Source organism: Streptoalloteichus tenebrarius (genome assembly GCF_024171885.1).
GTDB classification, from domain to species: Bacteria; Actinomycetota; Actinomycetes; order Mycobacteriales; family Pseudonocardiaceae; genus Streptoalloteichus; species Streptoalloteichus tenebrarius.
In genome coordinates, this window is the sequence record NZ_JAMTCP010000003.1 from 204,629 (window position 1) to 222,881 (window position 18,253).

Annotated in this window: 24 protein-coding genes; 10 read left to right on the forward strand and 14 right to left on the reverse strand. The window is 69.5% G+C overall.

The genetic code is table 11. The features are described 5' to 3' along the window. The 4 genes from LX15_RS04590 to LX15_RS04605 form a co-directional block, all read right to left on the reverse strand. A partial coding sequence (locus tag LX15_RS04590; protein WP_253668208.1) for a lanthionine synthetase LanC family protein occupies nt 1-1,734 on the reverse strand: 1,734 nt, incomplete at its 3' end. Next, nucleotides 1,731-2,510 carry a thiopeptide-type bacteriocin biosynthesis protein gene (locus tag LX15_RS04595; RefSeq protein ID WP_308213411.1) on the reverse strand — a complete coding sequence of 260 codons (780 nt, stop codon included), beginning with the start codon at nt 2,508-2,510 and terminating at the stop codon, nt 1,731-1,733. The genes LX15_RS04590 and LX15_RS04595, both read right to left, overlap by 4 nt. Then, a complete protein-coding gene (locus LX15_RS04600; protein WP_253668209.1) occupies nt 2,511-4,778 on the reverse strand; it encodes a lantibiotic dehydratase family protein in 2,268 nt (755 codons plus the stop codon). A gap of 98 nt (nt 4,779-4,876) precedes the next feature. Next, nucleotides 4,877-5,062, reverse strand: coding sequence for an FxLD family lanthipeptide (locus tag LX15_RS04605; protein ID WP_253668210.1), 186 nt, complete (start codon nt 5,060-5,062; stop codon nt 4,877-4,879). Between the two features lie 684 nt (nt 5,063-5,746). Between LX15_RS04605 and LX15_RS04610 the strand changes: the two genes are divergently transcribed. Together LX15_RS04610 and LX15_RS32965 are read left to right on the forward strand one after the other, a co-directional pair. Next, nucleotides 5,747-7,258: a peptide deformylase gene (locus tag LX15_RS04610; protein WP_253668211.1), complete on the forward strand. Its 1,512-nt coding sequence runs from the start codon at nt 5,747-5,749 to the stop codon at nt 7,256-7,258. A gap of 112 nt (nt 7,259-7,370) precedes the next feature. Next, nucleotides 7,371-7,499, forward strand: coding sequence for an Imm1 family immunity protein (locus tag LX15_RS32965; RefSeq protein ID WP_253668212.1), 129 nt, complete (start codon nt 7,371-7,373; stop codon nt 7,497-7,499). Nucleotides 7,500-7,886: 387 nt separating this feature from the next. On the opposite strand, the gene LX15_RS04620 is transcribed toward LX15_RS32965, so the two are convergent. From LX15_RS04620 to LX15_RS04645, 6 genes are all read right to left on the reverse strand, one after another. Further along, nucleotides 7,887-8,093: a DUF397 domain-containing protein gene (locus tag LX15_RS04620; protein ID WP_253668213.1), complete on the reverse strand. Its 207-nt coding sequence runs from the start codon at nt 8,091-8,093 to the stop codon at nt 7,887-7,889. Nucleotides 8,094-8,260: 167 nt separating this feature from the next. Beyond that, nucleotides 8,261-8,470, reverse strand: coding sequence for a DUF397 domain-containing protein (locus tag LX15_RS04625; RefSeq protein ID WP_253668214.1), 210 nt, complete (start codon nt 8,468-8,470; stop codon nt 8,261-8,263). 164 nt (nt 8,471-8,634) lie between these two features. Next, a complete protein-coding gene (locus LX15_RS04630) occupies nt 8,635-8,841 on the reverse strand; it encodes a DUF397 domain-containing protein (protein ID WP_253668215.1) in 207 nt (68 codons plus the stop codon). A 167-nt stretch (nt 8,842-9,008) separates the two neighbouring features. Then, nucleotides 9,009-9,212, reverse strand: coding sequence for a DUF397 domain-containing protein (locus LX15_RS04635; protein WP_253668216.1), 204 nt, complete (start codon nt 9,210-9,212; stop codon nt 9,009-9,011). A gap of 165 nt (nt 9,213-9,377) precedes the next feature. Then, nucleotides 9,378-9,569, reverse strand: coding sequence for a DUF397 domain-containing protein (locus LX15_RS04640; RefSeq protein WP_253668217.1), 192 nt, complete (start codon nt 9,567-9,569; stop codon nt 9,378-9,380). Beyond that, nucleotides 9,566-10,426, reverse strand: a complete 861-nt coding sequence (locus LX15_RS04645) for a helix-turn-helix domain-containing protein (protein ID WP_253668218.1) — start codon at nt 10,424-10,426, stop codon at nt 9,566-9,568. The genes LX15_RS04640 and LX15_RS04645 overlap by 4 nt, the downstream gene beginning before the upstream one ends. 292 nt (nt 10,427-10,718) lie before the next feature. Here LX15_RS04645 and LX15_RS04650 point away from each other — a divergent pair, with 292 nt between their 5' ends. The 7 genes from LX15_RS04650 to LX15_RS04680 all read left to right on the forward strand — a co-directional run bounded on the left by LX15_RS04650 (nt 10,719) and on the right by LX15_RS04680 (nt 14,132). Then, nucleotides 10,719-11,069: a hypothetical protein gene (locus LX15_RS04650; RefSeq protein ID WP_253668219.1), complete on the forward strand. Its 351-nt coding sequence runs from the start codon at nt 10,719-10,721 to the stop codon at nt 11,067-11,069. 2 nt (nt 11,070-11,071) lie between these two features. Beyond that, complete coding sequence (locus tag LX15_RS04655; RefSeq protein ID WP_253668220.1) at nt 11,072-11,443, forward strand: hypothetical protein; 372 nt, start codon at nt 11,072-11,074, stop codon at nt 11,441-11,443. A 438-nt stretch (nt 11,444-11,881) separates the two neighbouring features. After that, nucleotides 11,882-12,145 carry a hypothetical protein gene (locus LX15_RS04660; RefSeq protein WP_253668221.1) on the forward strand — a complete coding sequence of 88 codons (264 nt, stop codon included), beginning with the start codon at nt 11,882-11,884 and terminating at the stop codon, nt 12,143-12,145. A gap of 31 nt (nt 12,146-12,176) precedes the next feature. Next, complete coding sequence (locus LX15_RS04665; RefSeq protein ID WP_253668222.1) at nt 12,177-12,467, forward strand: hypothetical protein; 291 nt, start codon at nt 12,177-12,179, stop codon at nt 12,465-12,467. After that, nucleotides 12,464-12,670: a hypothetical protein gene (locus LX15_RS04670; protein ID WP_253668223.1), complete on the forward strand. Its 207-nt coding sequence runs from the start codon at nt 12,464-12,466 to the stop codon at nt 12,668-12,670. Before LX15_RS04665 ends, LX15_RS04670 begins: the two co-directional genes overlap by 4 nt. A 2-nt stretch (nt 12,671-12,672) precedes the next feature. After that, nucleotides 12,673-12,882 carry a helix-turn-helix domain-containing protein gene (locus LX15_RS04675; RefSeq protein ID WP_253668336.1) on the forward strand — a complete coding sequence of 70 codons (210 nt, stop codon included), beginning with the start codon at nt 12,673-12,675 and terminating at the stop codon, nt 12,880-12,882. A gap of 440 nt (nt 12,883-13,322) precedes the next feature. Beyond that, nucleotides 13,323-14,132, forward strand: a complete 810-nt coding sequence (locus LX15_RS04680; RefSeq protein ID WP_253668224.1) for an alpha/beta fold hydrolase — start codon at nt 13,323-13,325, stop codon at nt 14,130-14,132. Nucleotides 14,133-14,236: 104 nt separating this feature from the next. Here LX15_RS04680 and LX15_RS04685 read toward each other — a convergent pair whose 3' ends face one another. The 4 genes from LX15_RS04685 to LX15_RS32190 all read right to left on the reverse strand — a co-directional run bounded on the left by LX15_RS04685 (nt 14,237) and on the right by LX15_RS32190 (nt 17,377). Continuing rightward, complete coding sequence (locus LX15_RS04685; RefSeq protein WP_253668225.1) at nt 14,237-15,412, reverse strand: glycoside hydrolase family 27 protein; 1,176 nt, start codon at nt 15,410-15,412, stop codon at nt 14,237-14,239. 188 nt (nt 15,413-15,600) lie between these two features. Continuing rightward, on the reverse strand, nt 15,601-16,212 hold the full coding sequence (locus tag LX15_RS04690) for a DUF6461 domain-containing protein (RefSeq protein WP_253668226.1): 612 nt from the start codon (nt 16,210-16,212) through the stop codon (nt 15,601-15,603). A 67-nt stretch (nt 16,213-16,279) separates the two neighbouring features. Beyond that, nucleotides 16,280-16,966 carry a NucA/NucB deoxyribonuclease domain-containing protein gene (locus LX15_RS04695; protein ID WP_253668337.1) on the reverse strand — a complete coding sequence of 229 codons (687 nt, stop codon included), beginning with the start codon at nt 16,964-16,966 and terminating at the stop codon, nt 16,280-16,282. A 276-nt stretch (nt 16,967-17,242) separates the two neighbouring features. Then, a complete protein-coding gene (locus tag LX15_RS32190; protein WP_301303993.1) occupies nt 17,243-17,377 on the reverse strand; it encodes a hypothetical protein in 135 nt (44 codons plus the stop codon). A 252-nt stretch (nt 17,378-17,629) separates the two neighbouring features. Between LX15_RS32190 and LX15_RS04700 the strand changes: the two genes are divergently transcribed. Beyond that, nucleotides 17,630-18,253: a glycosyltransferase gene (locus tag LX15_RS04700; protein WP_253668227.1), complete on the forward strand. Its 624-nt coding sequence runs from the start codon at nt 17,630-17,632 to the stop codon at nt 18,251-18,253.

An 18,253-nucleotide genomic window follows, 5' to 3' on the forward strand; every position in this document is an offset into this window, starting at 1 on the left:
GTCGTAGGGGGCGTGGTCCGGCTCGCCGAGGGCGCCGTCGCCGGTGATCACCCGCACCCGGTCGTAGCCGGTCTCACCCAGGGCGGCGCGGGCGTGGTCGGTGACGTCGGGGTGGATGTCGACGGTGGTGACGCTGCCGGTCGGTCCGACGAGTTCGGCCAGCAGGGCGGCGTTGTATCCGGTTCCGGCGCCGATCTCCAACACGCGGTCGCCGGGTCGCGGGTCGAGCTGGCCGAGCATCATCGCCACCACGGTCGGCACGGAGACGCAGCTCGCCGGCCGATCCTCGCCGGGCTTGATGGTGATCGCCTTGTTCGCGTACGCCTCCTCGACCGAGGCGGCGGGCACGAACCGGTGCCGGGGCACGGCCCGCAACGCCTGCTCGATGCGCTCGGAGCGCAGGTGACCGGCGGTGCGGATGTGGCTGATCATCTGCTCGCGCAGGTTCTCGGGGCGGGTGCTGGGGGCAGTGCTGGTGAAGTCGGTCATCCGGTTCCTTTCGTGTGTTGTCACCGATTCGGGCGAGCTGATCGGTGCACCCGAGGGCGGGGCGGTGAGCAGACAGGCGTCCCATGTGGCGCCTGCGGGGAGGTCGGTGAGCGCGACGCCAGCGCCGCCTTCCAGCATCCCGCTGAGGTCCGAGGATGTCCGCGTTTCCTGGGTGCGGCGGCTCCACCAGCGGTGTTCCAGCCGGGCGAGGTCCTCGGCGTCTTCGCCGCCGGCGAGCATTCGGCGGGCGGTGTGCACCAGCCCAGCCCATCCGTGGCAGAGCGTGTCGTCGCCGAGCTGGTCGAGCTGGGCGTCGTCGGTGATGCACGCGACGAGCGCCGACTTGGCCTCGGTCTCTTTGGTGGGGGCGTCCAGTGCCTGGCCGGCCAGGTGCAGGGCGCGAGCCAGGCCAGGGGTGCCGTAGCACCAGGACGGCCGTTGCGGCCCCGGCGTCGCGACGGCGGCGTTGGTCCATTCCCGGCGCGAGATCATGCCCGGCCACCACGGTTGGTTCTCCGGGCCGCAACGCCAGGAGCTGAGCCACCGGTCGGTAAGCTCGACCGCCTCAGCCTGGCCGGGCACGGTGATGCCGCCGATCATGGCGACGGACAGCAGCGCCAGCGGCCCGGCGATGCCGTGCGCCATGCCCAGGTTGGCGTGACCGCCGGGCCAGCGGGGATCGAGGCGGCCGGACGGCCCGTCCGCGGTCCACCAGCCGGGCAGCCGAGCGCCGTCCACGGTGATCTCGCCGGTCAGCCGGACCACGTAGGCCAGCACGTCGCGCAGCAAGGCACCGCCGGGGTGACGCGGATCGGTCTGCACGGTGTGCAGCAGGTACACCCCGAGTCCGGTCAGCCCGTTGATCAGGTCGAACTCCCGCAGCGCGGGCAGTTCACCGTGGTCGATCCGCTCGTGCGCCCGGTCCAGGCGGGTGCGGATGATCCCGGCGATGTGCGCGTCGAGTTCGCGCAGCACACCGTGGTAGGCGGGCAGACCAGCGGTGCGCAGCACGAACGCGACCGCCGGGGCGCCCCGGTACAGGCTGGCGTCCGGGTCGGCGGCCACGCCGCCGCGGGTCATGGCCCTGACCCAGTGGTGGGCGCTGCCCCAGTCCCCGATCCCGGCACGGGCGTAGCCGATGTGCAGCAGCGCCAGCCCGGCGGCTCCGTTCGCCAAGGATTGGCCCCAGCCGGGCTCGGGATCGTGCTCGGGCGGTGGCGTGTGCGGGGCGGTGTAGGTCGTCACCGGGCCGCTCCGCAGGGACGGTGTCGCCAGGCGAGCGCGGCACGCCGGGCCAGGCGGCGGCAGGCGCGTTCGCTGTCCCGGTCGATGCCGATCAGCCGGTTGTGGTGCAGGTGCAGCAGCGACTCCAGCACCACGTCAGTGTTCGTTTCCGGGGGCAGCGCCTCGCGGTAGCCAGCCAGCGCGTCGGCGCGCCTGTTCCAAGCCCGCTCGATGTCACCGTGCCAGCCAGTCAGCGACCGCACCCTGGCCGGGTCCGTGGCGAGCCAGATCGCTCGCTCCGCCACCGCCCGGTCGACGGTGGCGGCCGGGACCGGCCTGGCGGTCAGCCAGCCCATTGCCTCGCCGATGTCGCCCACGAAACCGGCGACGATGCCCACCATGTTCGCCACGACCAGCGCGAGATTCGGCTCCACCGCAGGTAGATGCCGCAACAGCGCGGTCACGGTGGCGGAGTCGGCGACGAAGACGTTCTCCGCGGCTTCCAGCGCCTCACCCTGCCCGTAGCGGCCGACCTCCGGGAAGTAGGTGTCGAACACCAACCGCCCGACCAGTCCCGCTTGCCGCATCCGCGCTGTCCACTCCCCGACCGCTGCCGAGCACGCAGCGTAGCGGCCAGGGGTGGTGTGCAGCCGCAGCCGCAGGTGGTCTGTCTCCTGCGGGCTGCGGTAGCGCAGCCACCAGCACGCGGGGGTGCCCAGCGAGGTCAGCAGCTCGGGAAGGTGGGCGGTGATGATCTCGCCGATCCGTTCGGGGTGGGTGAACAGCTTCGCCGAGATTCAGGCGGTTTCCGGGGTGGCGGGCAGGTGCCCGTGGGTGTTGGTCACCGCGGGTAGGGCGCCGGACAGCGGGTGGGGTGCCGGCGGCCGGGTGGTGACGAGGGGCAGCGCGATCTCGTGGGCATGACCGCCGATCCAGCCGTAGTCGGCGGCCGGGGTGGCCGCGAACAGGATGGCCTGGCCGTGCCGTTTGAGGTGGGCGTGCAGGAGGGTGGCGTGGGTCGGCTCGTCGAGGGTCAGGCGCAGTGTGCGATCGGCGTCGCGGAGTTCGACCACATCGGGGCAGTCCCAGCGGCGCCGCCACTGGTCGAGCACCTGCCGCCACTGGCCGGGACTGGCCTTGCCGGGTGGGAGGTCGTCGGGGGTCAGCCGCCATTGGGCCGGGGACAGCACGGTGCGCCGGTAGCGCACGCACGGCAGGAACGGCAGCCGGAGCTGCGGTCCCCAGTCGAACTGGTACCAGGCGGCGGAGAACGCCCTGGGCAGGTGCGCCAGGAACCGGGCCAGTGGCGGGGGCTGCTTGTCCAGCGCGAGCGCGTGGAACACCTGCGGCTCCACGACCTGGTGCCGCGAGAGGCTGACCAGGTGCAGTCGGTCACCGGTCGCGGTGATGGCCAGGTCGTCCATCGTGAGCAGGCTCTCCTCGCCCGGCCGGCGGTGTTCGCCCAGCGGGAGGATGTGGTCGAGGTAGGCCGGGACGCGGCAGATGTTCTCCGCGTGCGGGTACAGCGGCCCGAACGACATCTGCGCCCGCAGTGCCCCGTCGGTGGCGGCGGGCAGCGTCCTATATGCCTGCGCCAGGCCGGTACCGGTGGCCGTCGGGGTGAACCGGCTGGTGAGGGTGCCGGCCGAGCGGGCGGGCGCGACGGAGAGCAGGAACTCGCCGCGTTCCAGCGCCTGCGTGGAGACGGCGTGGACGCGAGCGGACAGCTCCACATGCGGCGGGATGCAGTGATCGTCGAACGCCTCGTCGGTCAGCTCGCCGATCATTTTGTCGGTGAGGACGATCTCCCGGGTGCCGTCCGCCATCGCCTGCCAGGCCAGCGCCAGCAGCCGCACGTCCCGTTCCGAGGAACCTGGGGCCGGCGTGGGCAGCACGCTGCCGCGGTACCCCGCCGGATACCCCAGCCCGGAGTCCGGGTCGAGGACGTCAGCCAGCGGCACCAGCGTGCCCATGCCGTACTTGTCGAGGAAGGCCGCGTGGTAGTCGCGCCAGACGGTTTCGCCGGTCGGCTGCCGGGTCAGGCGCAGCAGGGCGCTGGCGGCCCGCTCCATCTCCTGGGCGACCTGGTGGGGCAGTGCCACTGCGCAGTCCAGCAGCAGGTCCACCGCCAGCGGGGTGCGGCCCTCCGGGGAGAGGTCCCGCATCCGGCGGGTGACCGTGGCGCGGATACGGCTCTGCTCGACCCGCGGGGTCGCCTCATGATTGTGACGGCGCAGCTCGTTCAGGATGGCGTCGAGGTTACCGATCAACGCCGCGACGTCGGCGATGGAGGCGGCGTCGACCTCACGCAGCCGGTCCATCAGATGTGCGAACGGGTCGGTGACGGTGAACGGGGCGCGCAGGCTGGTCAGCAGGTAGCCCTGCCGCACGAGTTCGGTGAGCATGTCCCGCGCCCGCGACCGTTCGGTGGTGAACTCCTCGGCCAGCGTGTCGATCAACGTCCCGAACCGGACCGGGGTCGCGGCCAGCTCGGCCACGGCCGCGACCGCGCGGGTGTGGCGGATGGTCACCCTGTTCGACCCTTGCGGCACTTCGAGTCGCCCGCCGCGGCGCACGGCGAGGTCGGTGACCACCACGTGCAACCGTTCCAACAGGTCGGGGCACCGTTCCAGGCGCCCAGTGATGTCAGCCAGCCATCCGGTGTTGGCACGGGCCACGCCCCGATGGTCCTCGCCCCAGGCCGCCTTCGCGGTCCTGGCCAGGACCGCGGGAGCCACACCGGCGAACAAGCCGAATGGGGTGGGGCGACCGATGCTGCGTAACAGGTACCGCGCGGTGGACAAGGTGGCGCTGCGGATCTGCTTGCCGCTCACGGTGTGTCCGGCGCGGATGGCGTCCACGCCTTCGCCCAGGGACGGGCTGGCCTGGCGCACGGCGTCGGCGAGATCGGGCCGGGACCACGTCTGCTCCAGCCACCGCCCGCACCCGTCAATGTCGGTCAGGTCGGGCCAGTCGTGCCAGGTGTCGGTCAGCGGTGCAGCAGCGGCCCGCAGCAACGCGACGTCGACGTGGCGGTAGAGCGGTTTCCTGTCGCGGGCACGCATCCAGCAGTCCTCCAGGCCATTGGGAGCGAGTGGGCGGGGAGGTGCCGGGGCCCGAAGACGTCTTCCGGCCCCGGCACCTCACGGTCGGCAACAGACCGTCACACACCGCCGCTGACGCAGGCGGACGCGCAGGTGGGGTCGCAGCCGTCGTCGGTGCCGCCCTTGCAAGCAGCCAGCGGATGACCGGCCGGAACGTCGGTGATGATCTGCACGTCGAGGGCGAACGGGTCCTCGACGGCGGTCATCGTCTCGACCGGGGTCTCGACGATGGTTAATGCGGACATGTCCTCTCCTTCCCTGGTGCACGGGTTTTCCCTCTCAACCCGGTCACCGAAGCCGATGTGGAGCAAGGCTTTCGGCGGCCAGGAGCTGGTTGCGCCAGACAGGATCGCCGGCTGCGCGGGGGAGTCCGTGGTGCTCGGTTTGGGGCGGATGCCGGGGGAACGCGCCACGTCGAGGGCCGTGGCCGCGATGCGGGCCCCAGCGGCGCGACGGCCCGCCGACCGGCCGACACCATCCGGGGCGCTGCGGGCAGCAGCGTGCTCGTCGGGTTGGTGGAAGCTCAGCGGGCTGCGCGGGCAGGTGCGGCGCGCGCACGCAGCGACCAGCTTCCCCAGTCGAGTGGATCGGATGCCGCACTCTTCGATCCGGCCAGACAGAGGAGACCTTTGTCGCGGCCGGCACCGACCCCCGGACACCACCTGCGCGCCAGCCCGGCGCGGATCGGCCACGGGAGGACGGCCAAGCGATTCCGGTGCCCTTTCCCATCCATGACTCGGCGTGCGGATTCCGCGAATCGTCTGGTCACCACAGGCGATCACGACAGGCCCACCCTCATCCTGAACTGATCGGAAGCGCACGCTGACAGGCCAAGAAGACCTCCCCCTGCGGATGTGCCACTAGGCTGAGGAGCGACTCACGGTGCGTTCACGCACACTCACGGCCCCCCGAGCTGGGTGGAGGCGGCGATGACGACAGGCTCGACCAGCACCACCGACACCGGCGAACCGGGCACCGAGGTGAACGTGTTCGCCGTCGAACTCGAACGCTGGCGCGACGTGCGAGGCTTCTCCCGCACCGGGCTGGCCAAGGCCATGGGCTACGACCGCTCCTACGTGTCCAAGGTGCTCTCCGGTGCCGAACCCCCCTCCGAAGCCTTCGCTGGGCACGCCGAAGCCGCGCTGCGCGCGGGCGGAGCCCTGCGCGCAGCCTTCCACGAGTTCGAAGCCCACCGCCCCACCAAAGTCCGCCCACCAGCGCCACCGGTGGTTGATCAGCAAACCGGGAGCCTGGTGGTCGATCACGACGACGCCACCCTGCGTTACGACGACGGCGTCTACCGACTCATCCAGCGCCGTCACCTGCTTAACCAGGGCGCTGGACCAATCACCCGCTACCTGATCCGCATCTCCGTCGACCGCTTCCCCGGCGACCCGGAACGCTCGAATCAGCTCTACAGCGAGAACCCACTCACCTGGGACGAGATCGACCTACACGCCTGGCACGGCCAGACCCGCTCCAACCCGATGGACTGGACAGCCCACCACGACCGCGCCGCGTTCAAGGAAGTCTGGCTTCTGTTCGCCGGCGAGCACGGACACTTCCCCCTGTACCCAGGGGAATCCTGCTGGATCGAATACGAGTACACCGTTCGCGGCGATCACTGGGGCAACTGGTTCCAGCGTGCTGTCCGGCTCCCGACCCGCACCCTGTCGGTCTGCCTCGATTTCCCTGCGGACCTCTCGGCCGCCGTGTGGGGACTGCACACCTCGATGACCGCGCATGCCATGCCCTTTGCCACCGCGATCACGCGGGACGACAACGGCGACCGGCACGTCTTCTCCTGGACATGCGAGGACCCGCCGCTCCACGCCCGCTACCGACTCGAATGGGACTTCCGCGGCCGCGACAACACCGACGACGGCCCACCGCCCGCACCGAACGAAGTGATGGCCTCCCTCGGCATCGTGCAGGACACCGATCCGGCGCTGCGGCGAGTCGCCCGCCGCTTCGACCTGCCGGCCGAGGCCGAGGACGCGCGCCGCGTGGTGACGGCGCTGAACTCCACAGCCGAGCGGGTCGCCCAGGCGCACACCTTCGGCAAGGGCATGGGCATCGCCGCACCGCAGATCGGGATCGACCGTGCCGCCGCGATCATCCGAACCCCGGATGGTGAGACGATCACCCTGTTCAACCCCACCATCATCGAGTCCGCGGGCGAGATCGACGAGCAGTACGAGGGCTGTCTGTCCTTCTTCGACGTCCGGGGCCAGGTTCCCCGCTCCCACGTGATCCACGTAGAGCACACCACCATCGACGGGCAAAAGAAGATCACCGTGTTCGAGCGTGGCGTGGCCCGCCTCGTCGCCCACGAGATCGACCATCTGCACGGCCACCTCTACACCGACCGGATGCGTGATGGAGTCAAGCCCATCCCCGTCGAGCAGTACCGCGGCACCGGCACCACCTGGAAATACTGACGGGCGGCTGACCTTCCGCCGGCGGCCGGACCAGCCGACGAACCTGGGCGAAAGCCTGCCCCAGGTCTGCGAGAACCTCGGCGAGGACGAGGGAGAAGGGGGCGAGCCTCCGGTGTGGTTCGAGGTGGGCTTCCCGCCCCGCGCCGAGGTGCTCGCCGAACTCGTGGTGGCGGCGCTGGACGAGTACCGCGTGACCGGCCGCCGGCCCACAGCGGTGCGCTGGCAGCCGATGGAGCTGTGAACCGCTTGGCAACGGCTGATCTGCCCGTTGCTCACGCTTGATGTTCCTGGTCGAGGGGCGGGGCCCTCGGGCCTCACGCGCATCCCCACCACGGACAGCCCCCACCCGCCCTGGGGGGCGAGCCCCGCTCCAGCCTATCCGTCCAACACGGAACCTCCAAGAGCATCACGCTCCGCTGTGGATAACTTCGGGGGATGTGGATAACTTGGCCAGGACTGTCATACCGAGCTGGGACAATCCCGCCGGAGGAACCCGCGCTGTGTCGCTTCACCAGCGCCGACGCACGGCCGCTGCCCAACGACACTGTCGCCGTACCTACCTCGAAAGGCTGCATGTGAAGCACCAGGGGGTGAGGCCGTCGGCCTCATCCCCGGGGCGCTCTCAAGGTCAGCTCAGGTCGAGTCGGCCAGACTTCACGGACTCGACGAAAGCGGTGAACGTGGCCGGGGTGAAGACGAGTGCTGGACCGGTGGGGTTCTTCGAGTCCCGCACGGCGGCGACGTCCGCCACGGACGCCACCTCAACGCAGTGTGCGTTGGTCGCTCCGCTGCGGCTGGACTTGCGCCAGGTCGTCCTGTTCCGGTTCGGGGGCATCCCGCGCTTCCTTCCGCCTCTGGGGCTGAGGCTTCGAGGGTGCCGGGGCGGGGGTTTGGCTTCCGTTGGTCGTGTCAGGCGGAGGTGCTGCGCCTCTCGGAGCGGTAGCGTGAGAACGCGACGGCGGGGGGCCATCTGGTCTGGCCCCCGCCGTCGGTCCGCCAGGGTTAGCTCAGGTCGAGTCGGCCAGACTTCACGGACTCGACGAAAGCGGTGAACGTGGCCGGGGTGAAAACGAGCGCTGGGCCGGTGGGGTTCTTCGAGTCCCGCAGGGCGGCGATGCCGTCTCGGTTGCCCGCCACCTCGACGCACTGGCCACCGTGGTTAGCGCTTCGGCTGGACTTGCGCCAGGTCGTCCTGTTCAGGTTCGGGGGCATCCCGCGCTTCCTTCCGCCTCTGGGGCTGAGGCTTCGAGGGTGTCGGGGCGGGGGTTTGGCTTCGGTTGGTGGGGTCAGGCGGAGGTGCTGTGCCGCTGGGAGCGGTAGCGTGACATGCGACGGCGGGGGCCAACACGCCTGGCCCCCGCCTCAGTCCGACCTCATCAGCGCAGGTCGAGTCGGCCAGACTTCACGGACTCGACGAAAGCGGTGAATGTGGCCGGGGTGAAGACGAGCGCTGGGCCGGTGGGGTTCTTCGAGTCCCGCACGGCGGCGACGTCCGCCACGGACGCCACCTCAACGCAGTGTGCGTTGGTCGCTCCGCTGCGGCTGGACTTGCGCCAGGTCGTCCTGTTCAGGTTCGGGGTCATCCCGCGCTTCCTTCCGCCTCTGGGGCTGAGGCTTCGAGGGCGTCGGGGCGGGGGTTTGGCTTCCGTTGGTCGTGTCAGGCGAAGGTGCTGGGCCGCTGGGAGCGGTAGCGTGAGAACGCGACGGCGGGGGGCCATCTGGTTTGGCCCCCGCCGTCGGTCCGCCAGGGTTAGCTCAGGTCGAGCAGCCCCTGCTTCACCGTGTTGACGAACGCGGTGAACGCCACCGGCGCGAACACGAGTGCCGGGCCGGTGGGGTTCTTCGAGTCTCGCATCGCAGCGGCATCCTTGACTGCCGCGACTTCGACGCAGGCACCGTTGCCCTGGCTCCTGCTCGACTTGCGCCAGGTCGTCCTGTTCAGGTTCGAGGTCATCCCGCACTTCCTTCCGCCTCTGGGGCTAAGGCTTCAAGGGTGCCGGGGCGGGGGTTTGGCTTCCGTTGGTCGTGTCAGGCGGAGGTGCTGGGCCGCTGGGAGCGGTAGCGTGACATGCGATGGCGGGGGCCAACAGGTCTGGCCCCCGCCGTCGGTCCGTCTGGGTCAGCTCAGGTCGAGTCGGCCCTGTTTCACGGTGTTGACGAACGCGGTGAATGCGGCCTTTTTCGGCGTGAGCTGGCCACCAGCCCGGTTCTTGCTGTCCCGGATCGCGACCGTGCCCGGCCCACCACCGATCTCGACGCACTGGCCGCCGTGGTTCCCACTGCGGCTGGACGTCTTCCATGTGTTGATCAAGTCGTCACCTCCTTCCGTACCCGCTCAATGAACACCATCGACTCGGCTGGACTCAAGCTCGTGATGCGCAGGGCGTTCATCACGGCGACCAACCGTTCGACTTCTTCGGGCTCGTCGACGAAGGTTCCTCGAACGACGCTCTCCAGATAGCCGATCCCGATCAGCGTGGTGGTGAACCCGAACACCGAGAAGGAGCCTTGCATGCTGGCGTGTGCACCAGCGTTCGCTGGGGTCACCTGAAGCTGTATCCCAGGTTGACGAGCGATCGCCATCAGATGGTCGAGCTGATCAGCCATGACCTGCGGTCCACCGACGACGCAGCGCAGCGCGCCCTCCGTCACGATGGCCCACACGCTCGGCGGGTTGCTGCGCTTGAACACCGCCTGCCGCTCCATGCGCTGCTGGACGAAGCCTTCGATTTCCTCGATGGACAACGCTGGAGCCGAAGCGGCCAACACCGCCCGCGCGTACTCCGGGGTCTGGAGCAGCCCGGGCACCGCCACGGCGTCGAACGACTCGATGGTGGTCGCGCTCTGCTCCAATCCCAGGAACAGGTCGAAGTCCTTGATGTTGGACTCGATGTGCGTCCAGGGATCGGTGACCTTCGCGGCCTCCACGAGTTGGCAGAAGTCGCGGATCTTCTCGGGCACGCCGTAGAACGTCAGCAGGCGCTCGGTGATCTGGGGCTTGGGCAGATGCCTCGCGGTCTCAAGCTGGGCCAGGTTCGCGCGCGACACGCCTGTGGCGGCTTGGACCTCCTCCTGGCTCGCGCCGACGTTCTTCCTGAACCGGACGAGCTGGAGCGCGATGTAGCGCTTGATCAGGGGCGGACTGATTCGCATCCATGACTTGGTCATGCCGGGACAGCCTCCAGGGCCTGGAAGATCTGACGGTTTCTCACATGTGAGATCCACCCGATAGGAGCATGGTGTCCGGGTGGCCGTCGCTCTACAGTCAACTAACAAGTGAGGTAGTGACCTGTAGCACAAGTTCACCGCTGACGTAACGATAGCGCCCGCCGCGCCAACCTGTTCGCCACCCCCTGGGTTGTAGCGCGACGCGGCGGTCTTCCCTCGGCGGACCCGCCTTCTCGCTCCACGTCAGGGTTTCGTCGCGCCATCTTCACGACGACACATGGGAGGTCTTCCCGTGATCCAGTTCGTGACTGCCGGCATGGTCGCCATGCTGCTCGTCGGCCTGGTGTTCGCCATGGCCCGACCCGCGCCAACCCAACCCGTCGGCACGCCCTCATCCCTGCCCCGCCACGCGCTCCGGCCCCACGGCGGCGGGGTGCCCGCCTCCGACCTTCTCCGCCGTCACCGGTGGAACCGTCCACACCGGACCTCTCACGCGAGAAACCCAGACACCCCCGAAACTTCCGCCGAGACTCAACGCCTGATCGAACGCACCCTGGACCGGCTCCACCGCCTCGGCCCCACCCCCACCCTCGGGTCCGACCCGGAGGCCACCACACCCCTGCCCGTGCTGCGGGAGGGCTAGCCATGGTCGTGAAATGGCGTCCGAAACACCCCCTGCCCTCGGCCCGCCACCGGATCCAACTGTTCCGCATCGAACGCGGCCGGCGCGTGCTGCGTTTCGAACACACCGAGCCCGAGGACGACGACTACTGGCACATCGTCCCCGGCGGACCCGAGGTCTACGCCACCGCCTACGCCCACGCCTACTTCCTCAAACACCACATCCCCGCCGGACAACGCTGGATCATCGTCGTCGACGTCCTCCCCACCAGCAAGGGCGACAGCCCGCAGCGGTTGTGCGAGGTGCACCTCGCCGTCCCACCCGAGGACGACATCGCCGAGAAACGCATCGGCCCACCCCAGCCGATCCTCAGCTACCTCCTCCGCACCCCCTAACCCCGGCCCGGCCCAGCGTGACGCGCCCCGACCGCACCCCACGCGCTGGGTCTCCCCAGGGGTGGCGGGGGCCGGCCCCCGGACGACCACGTCCCGGCCCCGCCACCCCCACCAACGCCTCACTCACACCTCTCCGCATCTGTCCACTGTGGAGGACGCCGTGACCACCCCGCACCCACGCCTGCCCGGCCTCACCTAGGTCGGCCACGCCGGACAACTCCACGCCTATCCCACCCCCACCCGTCCGAGGCTCATCACCGTCACCACGCTCTGCCGCCTCAATGTCGCCCCCGCCACCGGCAAGCCCCTTCCCGACTGGCCCTCCTGCTCGGCCTGCGCCACCCTCGCCCGCCACATCGCCCGCTGGCAGTCCACCCCCGAACCCGACCACACCACCCCCGATTCCCCTCACACGCACAACCCCACGAAAGCACCAGCATGCTCACCACCAGCGAGTTCGGTCTCGCCCTGGCCGAAAGCATCGCCCTGACCGCACCCCTGCGCCTCCAGCACTGGAACCAGTGCGTGAGGGTCGTCTGCTACGCCTGCGCCCGAGACAACACCATCCCCGCACCCCCGCCCGGGATCACCGTGGTCGACGACTCCCACTTCCAGCCCGGCCCACCCCTGCGGGAGCGCTACCGGCTCACCTGGTTCCTGATCCTGCTGCTCCTCCTCGCCGCCGGCCTCAGCCTCGCCTGACCCGCCCTGACACTGAAAGCGCCGACCTGTCATGCGATTCCGCACGAAACTGTGGAAGATCCTCCGCAGGAAACCCTCCACTGTGGACCCTCGGGTCCTGATGCCGAACCTCCGGGTGCTGCACCACCCCACCCCCGAGGAGACCGCCGCGTGGGAGGCCTCCATGGCCCCGCTGCGTCGCCGCCGGGTCCGGGTCGTCCTGCCCGTCCCACCCCGGGCGCTGCTGGCCTATGAACTCCGACAGCGCGAACTTCGACAGGAAAGCGTCAGCCAGCGCAAACGCGGCCAGCCTCGCCGCTCCTGGTGGAGGCGAGGTCGGTGACCACGTTCGTGATCAACCTGGCCGCGATCGCCGTCGACGTCATCATCATGTCCTGGCTGCTGCTGCCACCCGTGTTCCGCCGGGCCGCGCAGTTGTTCCGCCGGGTCCGCAGGGACCTCCGCCGCTGGAACCACGAACGCCGACAGCGCAGGGACGAGCCACCCACGACCCCGACGACGCAGGCCACGAGGAGCACGCGTTGAAGATGCAACCGGCTGCCCGGATCACCGGTCGGCTCCGCCAGCAGGTCGCCGCCGACCTGAAGAAGAAGTACGAGAAAGGAGCGAGCATCCGTTCCCTGGCGAGGGCCACCGGCCGGTCCTACGGGTTCGTGCACCGCATCCTCATCGAGGCCGGAGTCCAGCTCCGCGGACGCGGTGGCGCCAGGCGAAGGACCACCCGAAAACGACGATGACACCAGTGCCCCTGGCGGTCCCCGCACGGCCCTACCGCACGCACGCGAGGTCAGAAAGTATCGGCCCCGCCCACGCGGGGATGGTTCGACCATGTGTTCGTCCCACCCGATGGTGGTCCAATCGGCCCCGCACACGCGGGGATGAGCCGGACAGTCGCTACCTCGCGATCACCACTCGTCGCCTGGCTGCTGCTGCCACCCGTGTTCCGCCGGGCCGCACAGCTCTTTCGCCGGGTCCGCAGGGACCTCCGCCGCTGGAACCGCGAACGACGACAGTGCAGGGAACAACAACGCAGGGAACAACAACGCAGGGAACAACGCTGACCATCCGGTGCTCGCCATGACAGGATCAGAGGATGGGTTTCTCTTCGTCGGGCCAGGTCACGACACCGATTCTGGACATCGCGTACGAAAGTGCCGGTGACCCCGCCGGGACACCAGTGATCCTCCTGCACGGGTTCCCGTACGACGTCCGGGCCTATGACGACGTCGCGGCGATCCTCGCCGACCGGGGCGCACACGTGCTCGCGCCCTACCTGCGAGGCTTCGGGCCGACGCGGTTCCGTGACGACGCGACGCCCCGCTCGGGCCAGCAGGCCGCGCTGGCGCAGGACCTCCTCGACTTCATGGACGCCCTCGCCATCGACAAGGCCGTCGTCGGCGGCTACGACTGGGGTGGCAGGGCCGCGTGCATCGTGTCGGCCCTGTTCCCCGAGCGTGTGCGCGGCCTCGTCACCGTCGACGGGTACAACGTCCAGCACATCGCCAGCTCCGGCGAGCCCACGAAACCGGAATGGGAGAGGACCTACTGGTACCAGTACTACTTCCACTCCGAGCGCGGCCGTCTCGGGTTGGAGCGCAACCGCGAGGAACTCTGCGAGCTGCTGTGGCGCACCTGGTCTCCCACCTGGGAGCAGGCGTCGGCGGCTTTCCCCGCCAGCGCGCCGAGTCTGCACAACCCCGACTTCGTCGACGTCGTGATCCACTCCTACCGGCACCGGTACGCGCTGGTCGAGGGCGACCCCCGCTACCAGGAGTTGGAGGACCGCATCGCGCGGCAGCCGCTCATCACCGTCCCGACCGTCGTGCTCGAAAGCGGGGCGGACGGCGTCGGCGGGCCGAGGGCGTCCGGCGACCGGGACCTGTTCACCGGCCCGTACGAACACCGGTTCCTGCCGGGTGTGGGCCACAACGTTCCGCAGGAGGTTCCCCAGGCTTTCGCGGACGCCGTCGCGACTCTGTTGTCCTGACCGGGTTGTCCTGATCCTGTTGCCCTGACCGAGTTGTCCTGATCCTGTTGCCCTGACCGTCGATCCTCCCGGCGCCAGGCGGGAGGGTTTCCTCACACAGCAAGTCATTCAGTAGGCCAGATCCGGTACACGACCACGTCGTGTACCGGAACCTCGGCCTCGACCAGCGTGCCGGTCCTGGTCTCCTCGCCAGTCCACAGGTCGCGCAGGCGGTAGCCGGAGGCGAGCGGCAACCCCGTCTCGTCCGGGCGCACACCGACCGTGCTCGGCGCGTCGCCCCGGTTGAGCAACACGATCGTCACCGAGCCGTCCGACATCGGCTTCGCCCACACCTCCTGGTCTCCGTCGTCACGCACCCGGCGTCCCTGCATCCCGCCCCAGTCCTGGTTGACCGCGATCAGGTCGCGGTTGAGCAGGATGCGCCGCGTCGCCTCGGACATCTCCGCGACGTCGTTGCCCGCGATGAGCGGCGCGTTGAGGAGCGCCCACAACGAGAAGTGCGCGCGGTACTCGGACTCGGACATGCCGCCGTTGCCGACCTCCAGCATGTCCGGGTCGTTCCACCCTCCCGGCCCGGAGTGCTCCTCCAGCCCGGCCTGGCGGTCGAGGATCCCCAGGACGCTGTCCCAGGTGTCCTTGATGTCCTGGGTCGTGCGCCACAGGTTGCCGCCGACCTCACGGCCCCACTCCCACGGCGCGTTCTCGCCCCACTCGCAGATGCTGTAGACGATGGGCCGACCCGTGGCGCGCAACGCCTCACCCATCCGCAGGTAGCGCTCGAACGCCGGCCGGCCGAGGTTGTCGCAGTTGTCGTACTTCAGGTAGTCGACCTGCCATTCCGCGAACGTCCGCGCGTCGACCTCCTCGTGGTCCAGGCTCGCGGGGAGCCCCTGGCAGGTCCGGGTCCCGGCCGAGGAGTAGATCCCCAACCGCATCCCGCGCGCGTGGACGTAGTCGGCGAGCGCCCGGATGCCGGAGGGGAACCGGTCCGGGTCGGCCTGGAGCCTGCCTTCGGCGTCCCGTTCGGGCGCCATCCAGCAGTCGTCGATGTTCACGTGGTCGTAGCCGGCGTCGCGCATGCCCGACGACACGAGCGCGTCAGCCGTGCGACGGATCAGGTCCTCGTCGATGGCGCAGCCGAACCTGTTCCAACTGTTCCAGCCCATCGGCGGGGTCGCCGCGAGAGGCTCCTCGCGCCTGCCGTGCTCGGCGGCGTGCGCCGGGGCGGCCAGACCGGTCAGGAACACGACACCCGTGAGCACCACGAGAGGAAGACGCACGGCTACCTCCACCCCGAGCAGGGCATGTCCGAGCACCCGGATTGTCGACGAGGAGGCGCGCCGCGGCCACCGCATGGCCGCGCTGGCCCGGACCGACCGGCACTTTCACAGCCTGCCCACCCTTGACCAGCGCTGGCGCAAGCCGCGGAACCAACACGCCTGCCAGGGGCACACCCAACCCCTCACGTCTACGGCTGGCGCGCGTTGTCCACGTCCCGCAGCATGGCGTCAGGGTCGGGAATGCGGTAGGTGGGCAACGCGGTTTCCGTCCATTCCCGCTCGAACACGAGCCCGGTCTGGTGCTCCATCAGCGCCATGCAGGTCTGCCACGCCGAGTCCGGGTCCGCCTCCGGCCCGATCGACCACGGCGGCCGAATCTCTCCTGGTTGCGTGTCGGGCGCGATCGGGTACAGCGATTCGAAGTACGCGGTGACCTGGCCGTCAATCGCCTGACATACCGTGCCGGACGCATTCACGGTCCAGTACACGGAGAAGAACCGTCCGCCGTTCGCCGAGCACCGACGCGCGATCTCCGGGATACTGCCCGTCCACCCGTTGTTCTCCATCGCCACGACATGCCCGGCCGTGTCGAGAACCTGAACGTGGAACCGCAACGGTTCCAGTCCGCCCGGTCCTTGCAGGTCTCCCGCTTCCGGGAACGTGTAGTAGCCAACCGGGTTGCCGGCCTCGCCACCATAAGCGCGGATCACCTCATCAGCCGTGCGCCCCTCGATCACGGCGGCCGTCCACGCCTCGATATCCCGTGCCCACGTGTATTTCCCGGCCAGTTCGGTCAGCACAGACCCTGCTCCTTGGCGATATCCGTGCCCGTGAACGGAGCGGACGCGATCAGATCCGGGTACGCGATCACCACCAGGAACCGATCCCCGTCCTTGGGGTACTGCCTGCCGTACGAGCCCCCTGACAACTGTTCTCCCGGCCCGGCACCTCTTCCGTCCGCGCGCCACTGCCGCCTTCGTCCGTGGCCGCCATCGGGTATTCATCGCACGACCCACCGTAGGGTCTCGGGAAGCTACGCGGGCACGCCGCCGCCCGGTTGGCCGCTTGCCTACTCCGGTTCATGGTCAGGATGCCCGGACGGCCCGACTCCCACGCCAACTTCGTGTTGCGCGCGATGAACGGCATTCGGGAAGCGTCCACGATCAACACCGTGAGGTCCCCACACTGTCGCGCAGAGATCATCTGTTGCACCGTGCATTGCTTCGCGGCTGACGCGGCGGCCCTCGCGACCACCACCCGGTCACCCCCTTCCCCGATGATCTCCGATCCGTCAGCGATGCCGCCGAAAATGCCGGTCACCGTGTCAATGACCTTGTTCGCGCCGAACACCGCGACCAGGCCCACCACGATGACCACCGGGAGCAGTACCCCGCCCTTGGTGCGTGTCGCCACCCGAGACCCCTCGCGCTCGTTCCGGGGAGCGCCATGCGCGGGGACGCGGGCGCTACGTTGCGCGCCGAGGGTAACGAGACGTACCGACACCGTGACCGTTCCGCGCGCGCCGTTCACACCCACGGACCAGCCCGCGAGCATGATCAACCGGTCGATCCCGTGGGATCCCGTGGGATCAGATATGGCCGTCCGATGCCGCCCAGTGCCGTGTGTGGTCACTATCCCGCAAGCTCTGACCTGCACGGACAGTGGTTTTCGCTGGTCAACCGGAAGGGAGGACATGAGGTCGAACACCCATGCCCCGCCTCCCCTCCACCTCACCGCTGAGGTACCCCGGGTTCGCGCGCTCACGCATACCCGTGTTGGCGAGGAGGACGGCGCGGCGCGTGTGCTCCGCGCGCCGCGCCGTCTCGGGGGTCAGCCCTGCCCGCGTCGCGTCAGGTACTCCTCGATGACGTCCGCCCCGCGGCGCGCACCGCCGCAGTTCCGGATCGTCTCGCGCATCCGCGCGGTGTTCGCCCGGATCCGCTCGTCCTCGTGGACCTCCGTCACGGCCGCGCGCAGGCCCTCGGCGGTGAGGTCGGCCTGCGTTGGGTTGGTGGCGGTTTCGCGGGGTGGGAGAGCGCATCGAGGCTCTGGTGTCGTTGTAGGTGGGGTACAGAAACGGGGGCGGAGTGGCACGCGGATGCGGACAAACTTTGTCGAAGTGGCACCAAGGCCGGGTGGGGAGGCGTTTGGGTGGGGCGGAGCGGCGCAATGGGAGCGCGCTGCGGATGAACAGGTGAACGAAGACACCGAGGGGACATGAGCAAGCACTTCGCGTTCCTCAGCCCGCCCGTGTACGGCCACGTCAACCCGACCCTGCCGCTGGTCGAGGAGCTCGTCCAGCGCGGGCACCGCGTCAGCTACGCGACCGGCCGCGCCCTGGCCCCGACCGTGGCCGACGCGGGAGCCACCCCGGTCCCACTGCCGACCGAACCACCCGCCAACGCCCTGACCGACCTGAAGTTCACCACCGAGGGCCTGGTCGGCATCCTGCGCGGCGCCCTCGCGGGCACCAGGGCCGAGTTGCCGATCCTCCTCGACGTCTTCGGCGCGGACCGGCCGGACGCGGTGTGCCACGACCAGATGTCGTTCTCCGCCGTCCTGCTCGCCCACCGGCTCGGGGTGCCCCACATCGCGCTGGTGCCGACGTTCGCCGGCAACGAGTCGTTCTCGCTGTCGAGCGTGCTGATGTCGGAGCCGATCGACCAGGACCACCCCAGCCTGGCGGAGGTCAACGCGGAGATGCGGGCGCTGGGCGCCGAGCTGGGCCTCAAGGTTGACGAGGTTGATCCCCGCCCGATCGAGGGCACGGTCCCCGACCTGAACCTCGTGACGATCCCGAGGGAGTTCCGTGGGCGACCGCGTACTACTACAAGTACCTGA